Below are 6,077 nucleotides of genomic sequence, written 5' to 3'. Positions count from 1 at the left end.
GGATGGGGGACGTAGATGACACGATGCCGACTCTGCGGATCGGGGGCGCTCGAGAGCGTCGTCGACCTGGGGGCGACTCCGCCGTGCGAGAGCTTCCTCGCCGCGGACCGACTGGACCTGCCGGAACCGGCGTACCCGCTGCACCTGCGGGTGTGCACCGACTGCTGGCTCGCGCAGATCCCTCCGCTGATCACGCCGGAGGAGACGTTCACGCAGTACGCGTACTTCTCCTCCTTCTCGACCTCCTGGGTGGAGCACGCGCGCGCGTTCGTCGACGGCGCCGAGGCGCGGCTGGGACTCGGCGCCGGCTCCTTCGTGGTGGAGGTCGCGAGCAACGACGGCTACCTGCTGCGGCACGTGGTGGACCGCGGGATCCGCTGCCTCGGCATCGAGCCGTCGGTGAACGTCGGCGCGGCGGCACGTGAGGCGGGTGTGCCCACGCACACGGCGTTCCTGGACCCGGACACGGGCTCCGCCGTCCGCGCCGAACACGGCCCGGCGGACCTGGTCGTGGCCAACAACGTGTACGCGCACATCCCCGACGTGGTCGGGTTCACCCGCGGCCTGCGCGCCCTCGTCGCCGACGACGGCTGGGTCTCCGTCGAGGTGCAGCACCTGCTGACCCTGATCGAGGAGAACCAGTACGACACGATCTACCACGAGCACTTCCAGTACTACACGGTCGCGTCCGCCGCCCGGGCGCTGGCGAGCGGCGGACTCACGCTCGTGGACGTGGAGTTGCTGACCACGCACGGCGGTTCGATCCGGCTGTGGGCCCGCCCGGCGGAGGTGGCCGGCGAACCGTCCCGGAGGGTCGCCGACGTACTGGACCGGGAGAAGGCCGCGGGACTCCAGGAGCTGTCCGGGTACACCGAGTTCTCCGCCCGGGTGGCCAAGGTGCGCCGGGACCTGCTGCGGTTCCTCATCGAGGCGGCCGAGCGCGGTGAGACGGTCGTCGGCTACGGGGCGCCGGGCAAGGGCAACACCCTGCTCAACCACTGCGGCATCCGGCCCGACCTGCTCGCGTACACGGTCGACCGCAACCCGTACAAGCACGGCAGGTTCACCCCGGGCACCCGCATCCCGATCCTGCCGCCCGAGCGGATAGCCGAGGACCGGCCGGACTACGTCCTCGTCCTCCCGTGGAACCTGCGGGCCGAACTGACCGTGCAGTTGTCCTTCGTGCACGAGTGGGGCGGCCGCCTGGTCTTCCCCATACCGGAACTGAGCATTGTCGAGGTCGAGCGATGAAGGTCGTACTGTTCTGCGGCGGTTACGGGCTGCGGATGCGCAACGGCACGTCCGACGACGTGCCCAAGCCCATGGCCATGGTCGGACCGCGCCCGCTGATCTGGCACGTCATGCGCTACTACGCCTACTACGGGCACACCGAGTTCATCCTGTGCCTCGGGTACGGGGCGCACCACATCAAGGACTTCTTCCTCCACTACGAGGAGACCACGTCCAACGACTTCGTCCTGCGGGGCGGGCGGACGGAGCTGCTGTCCACCGACATCTCGGACTGGACGATCACGTTCGCGCAGACCGGCATCGAGTCGCCGATCGGGGAGCGGCTGCGCCGGGTGCGCGACCATCTGGACGGCGACGAGATGTTCCTCGCCAACTACGCGGACGTGCTCACCGACGCCCCGCTGCCGGAGATGATCGACCGGTTCGCGCGGCGCGACGCCGGTGCGTCGATGATGGTGGTGCCGCCGCAGTCCTCGTTCCACTGCGTGGACCTGGGCGAGGACGGTCTGGTGGGCGGCATCACCCCGGTGAGCGAACTGCCGCTGTGGGAGAACGGCGGCTACTTCGTCCTGCGCCAGGAGGTGTTCGACCACATCCCGGAGGGCGGGGATCTGGTCGCCGACGGGTGCGCCCAACTGGCCAAGCGGGGGCGGCTGGTGGCGCACCAGCACCGCGGCTTCTGGAAGCCGACCGACACCGTGAAGGAGCGGGCCGCGCTCGACGGGGCCTACGCACGGGGCGACCGCCCGTGGGCCGTGTGGGAACGGGACGGCGCGGGGGTGAGCGCGTGATCCGGCTCGGCACCGGCGGCCCGGACCGGATCGTCGCGGTGGGCGCGCACTGCGACGACATCGCCATCGGCGCCGGCGGCACGCTGCTGACGCTGTGCCGAGCGCGGCCGGGCATCCGTGTCGACGCGCTGGTGCTCTCCGGCGGCGGGGGCGAGCGGGAGCGGGAGGAGCAGGCCGCGCTCACCGCCTTCTGCCCGGGCGCCGACCTGCGGCTGACCGTCCACAAACTGCCGGACGGCCGGATACCGGCGCACTGGGAGGAGGCCAAGTCCGCCGTCGAGGAGCTGCGCGGGCGGACCGAGCCGGACCTCGTCCTGGCCCCGCGCGCCGAGGACGCGCACCAGGACCACCGCGGCCTGGCGCGGCTGATACCCACCGCGTTCCGTGACCACCTCGTCCTCGGCTACGAGATCGTCAAGTGGGACGGCGATCTCGGCCGTCCCACCGCGTACCAGCCGCTGTCACCGCGGACCGCCGAGCAGAAGGTGCGGCTGCTGCAGGAGCACTACCCCTCGCAGCGGCACCGGCCCTGGTACGACCGGGAGGCGTTCCTCGGTCTGGCCCGGATCCGCGGCATCGAATGCCACGAGCGCTACGCCGAGGCGTTCGCCGTCACCAAACTCACTCTCGACCTGGGGGATTGAACCTTGCGCGTACTGCTGACCGGACACCAGGGCTACCTGGGCACCGTGATGGCCCCGGTGCTCACCGCCGCCGGACACGAGGTCGTCGGCCTGGACGCCGGACTGTTCGCCGACTGCGTGCTGGGCCCTGCGCCCGCGGATCCGCCGGGGCACCGGGTGGACCTGCGCGACATCACCGCCGAACACGTGGCCGGGGTGGACGCCGTGATCCACCTGGCCGCGCTGTCCAACGATCCCCTGGGGTCGCTGGCCCCCGAACTCACCTATGACATCAACCACCACGCGTCCGTGCGGCTGGCCAGGCTGGCCAGGGACGCCGGGGTCCAGCGCTTCCTGTACGCGTCGACCTGCTCGGTCTACGGTGCCGCCGGCGGGGACGAGCTGGTCGGCGAGGACGCACCGCTGCGCCCGGTGACGCCGTACGCGGAGTCCAAGGTGCGGGTGGAGGACGACCTGCACGCGCTGGCCGACGGCGACTTCAGCCCGGTGTACATGCGCAACGCCACCGCGTTCGGATTCTCGCCCCGGCTGCGCGCCGACATCGTGCTGAACAACCTGGTGGGCCACGCGCTGCTGTCCGGCGAGGTCCTCGTGCTCTCCGACGGCACCCCCTGGCGCCCGCTGGTGCACGCCGCCGACATCGCCCGTGCCTTCGCCGCCGCGCTGACCGCGCCCCGGGTGGCGGTGCACGACCGGGCGTTCAACATCGGCAGCGAGATCAACAACGTCACGGTCGCGCAGATCGCCGGGCAGGTCGCCGAGGCGGTGACCGGCTCCGAGGTGGTGATCACCGGGGAGACCGGCGCCGATCCGCGTTCCTACCGGGTGGACTTCTCGCGGTTCCGGGCCGCGATACCCGGCTTCGGCTGCGAGTGGACGGTGAAGCGGGGCGCGCTCGAACTCGCCGACGCCTACCGGGAACACGGGCTGACGCGGGAGGACTTCGAGCAGCGCTTCACCCGCCTCGCCGTGCTGCGCGCGGCCTCCGACGCCAAGGACGTCGACGACACCCTGCGGTGGCGCCGGTGACCGGGCCCAACCCCGGCTCGGGCTCGGGTTCCGGCTCGGGCTCGGGCTCGCGCTCCGGCTCCAACTCCGGCTCCGGCTCCGGCTCCGGCTCCGGCTCCGGCTCCGGCTCCGGCTCCGGCGAGGAGATGCACGCGCTGGTGGAGCGGCTGTACCCGCTGTGCCGGAGCATCACCGGCGACGGTGTGCGGGCCACGCTGGACATCGTCGGCGAGTACATCCCGCTGCGGGTGCACGAGGTGCCGACCGGGACCCAGGTGCTCGACTGGACGGTGCCGCAGGAGTGGAACATCCGCGACGCGTACGTCGCCGACGCCTCCGGCCGGCGGGTCGTCGACTTCGCCGCGTCCAGTCTGCACGTGCTCGGCTACAGCGTGCCGGTGTCCGCGACCATGCCGCTGGCCGAGCTGCGCCCGCATCTGCACACCCTGCCGGACCATCCGTCCTGGGTGCCGTACCGCACGAGTTACTACAAGCCGGAGTGGGGATTCTGCCTGGCCCAGGAGACGCTGGACGCGCTGCCGGACGGCGAGTACGAGGTGCGGATCGACTCCACGCTCGCCGACGGCCACCTCACCTACGCCGAGCACGTGGTCCCCGGACAGGTCCCCGACGAGGTGATCGTCTCCTGCCACGTCTGCCACCCCTCGCTGGCCAACGACAACCTGGCCGGCGTCGCGGTGGCGGTGTTCCTGGCCCGGGCGCTGGCGGAGCGGACGCCGTACTACACCTACCGTTTTATCTTCGCCCCCGGCACCATCGGCGCGATCACCTGGCTGGCCCGCAACGCGGAGCGGGTGGAACGGGTCAGGCACGGCCTGGTGCTGGCCTGCGCCGGTGACCCGGGCCACCTGACCTACAAGCAGAGCAGGCGCGGTGACGCGGAGATCGACCGGGTACTGCGACACGTGCTGGCCGCCTCCGAACGCCCGCACCGCATCACCGAGTTCACCCCGTACGGCTACGACGAGCGGCAGTACTGCTCACCCGGTTTCGACCTCGGCGTGGGCTCGCTCAGCCGGACCCCGTACGCCGGATACCCCGAGTACCACACCTCGGCGGACAACCCGGGCTTCGTCTCCCCCGAGGCGATGGCGGACACCCTCGCCGTCTGCCGCGAGGCGTTCGCCCTGCTCGACCGCAACCGGCGGTACGTCAACCTCAGCCCGTACGGCGAACCGCAGTTGGGCCGGCGGGGGCTCTACGACTCGCTCGGGGGCCGCAGCGACGCCCAGCAGGCACAGATGGCCATGCTCTGGGTGCTGAGTCTCTCCGACGGGGAGCACAGTCTGCTGGACGTCACCGAGCGGTCCGGGCTGCCGTTCGACACCGTCGCCGACGCGGCCGGGGCCCTGCACGGCGCCGGGCTGCTCAAGGCGTGACGCCGATGACCACCGAGGGGGAGACGACGAAGCCGGCCCGGTCCGCCCGGCGGGCCGTCGCCGGGCGGCTGTCCTGGGGACTGGCCGACCAGGCGGCCTCCAGCCTGTCCAACTTCGCGGTGGGCATCTACGTGGCGCGCTCGCTCGGGCTGACCGCGTTCGGCGTGTTCAGCCTGGCGTGGGTGACCTACGGCGTGGTGCTCAACGTCTCGCGCGGGCTGGCCACCGACCCGCTCGTGGTGCGCTTCAGCGGCGTGCCGGAGGCGTCCTGGCGTACGGCGGTGGCCCGGTCGTCGGGTACCTCGCTCGGGGTCGGTGCCGTCATCGGCACGGTCTGTCTGGTCGCCGGGCTGGGTATCGGCGGTGATCTGGGGACCGCGTTCGCCGGCCTCGGCGTCATGCTGCCGGGGCTGCTGCTGCAGGACGCCTGGCGGTACGCGTTCTTCGCCGCCGGCGACGGCCGCAAGGCGTTCGTCAACGACGTCGTGTGGGGCGTCGCGCTCGTCCCGGCCATGGTGGTGGCGGCCCACGTGGGCACCGTGACCGCGTTCCTGCTCGCCTGGGGCGGGTCCGCCGCGGTGGCCGCGGGGTACGGCTGCCTCCAGTCCGGCATCCGGCCCCGGCCGGCCGGAGTCCGCGAGTGGCATCGCGACCACCGCGACCTCGGCTACCGCTACCTGGTCGAGAACGTCGGTGTCAGCGGCGCGAGTCAACTGCGGGCGTACGGACTCGGCGCGATCGTCGGGGTCGGCGCGGTGGGGGAGATCCGGGGCGCCGAACTCCTGCTCGGGCCCTTCCTCGCCGTGCTGATGGGGCTGTCGCTGGTCACCGTCGCCGAGGCGGCGCGGGTGCTGCGCCACGCGCCGCGGCGGCTCGGCACGTTCTGTCTCCTCCTCGGCGGCGGGCAGGCCCTCGGCGCGCTGTCGTGGGGCGCGGCGCTGCTGCTCGTACCGGACCGGCTCGGCGAACTCGTCCTCGGTGAC

General features: G+C 72.2%; 6 protein-coding genes. All 6 read left to right on the top strand.

Annotated features, from left to right (window positions below; translation table 11 throughout):
- The first annotated feature begins 15 nt into the window (after positions 1 to 15).
- Positions 16 to 1,251 (top strand): class I SAM-dependent methyltransferase, encoded by a 1,236-nt coding sequence (locus tag B9S61_RS22580; protein ID WP_103543904.1) that lies wholly within the window; start codon positions 16 to 18, stop codon positions 1,249 to 1,251.
- Complete coding sequence (locus tag B9S61_RS22575) at positions 1,248 to 2,042, top strand: sugar phosphate nucleotidyltransferase (protein ID WP_103543903.1); 795 nt, start codon at positions 1,248 to 1,250, stop codon at positions 2,040 to 2,042. The genes B9S61_RS22580 and B9S61_RS22575 overlap by 4 nt, the downstream gene beginning before the upstream one ends.
- Positions 2,039 to 2,686 (top strand): PIG-L deacetylase family protein, encoded by a 648-nt coding sequence (locus tag B9S61_RS22570; protein WP_103543902.1) that lies wholly within the window; start codon positions 2,039 to 2,041, stop codon positions 2,684 to 2,686. The genes B9S61_RS22575 and B9S61_RS22570 overlap by 4 nt, the downstream gene beginning before the upstream one ends.
- A gap of 3 nt (positions 2,687 to 2,689) precedes the next feature.
- Positions 2,690 to 3,715 carry an NAD(P)-dependent oxidoreductase gene (locus B9S61_RS22565; RefSeq protein WP_103543901.1) on the top strand — a complete coding sequence of 342 codons (1,026 nt, stop codon included), beginning with the start codon at positions 2,690 to 2,692 and terminating at the stop codon, positions 3,713 to 3,715.
- A 125-nt stretch (positions 3,716 to 3,840) separates the two neighbouring features.
- Positions 3,841 to 5,094, top strand: coding sequence for a DUF4910 domain-containing protein (locus B9S61_RS22560; protein WP_103543906.1), 1,254 nt, complete (start codon positions 3,841 to 3,843; stop codon positions 5,092 to 5,094).
- A gap of 5 nt (positions 5,095 to 5,099) precedes the next feature.
- A partial coding sequence (locus tag B9S61_RS22555) for a hypothetical protein (protein WP_103543900.1) occupies positions 5,100 to 6,077 on the top strand: 978 nt, incomplete at its 3' end.

The organism is Streptomyces sp. SM1 (assembly GCF_002910825.1).
GTDB classification, from domain to species: Bacteria; Actinomycetota; Actinomycetes; order Streptomycetales; family Streptomycetaceae; genus Streptomyces; species Streptomyces okerensis.
Note: the sequence above shows the minus strand (reverse complement) of the source record. Positions and strands in the feature narration are given on the sequence as shown.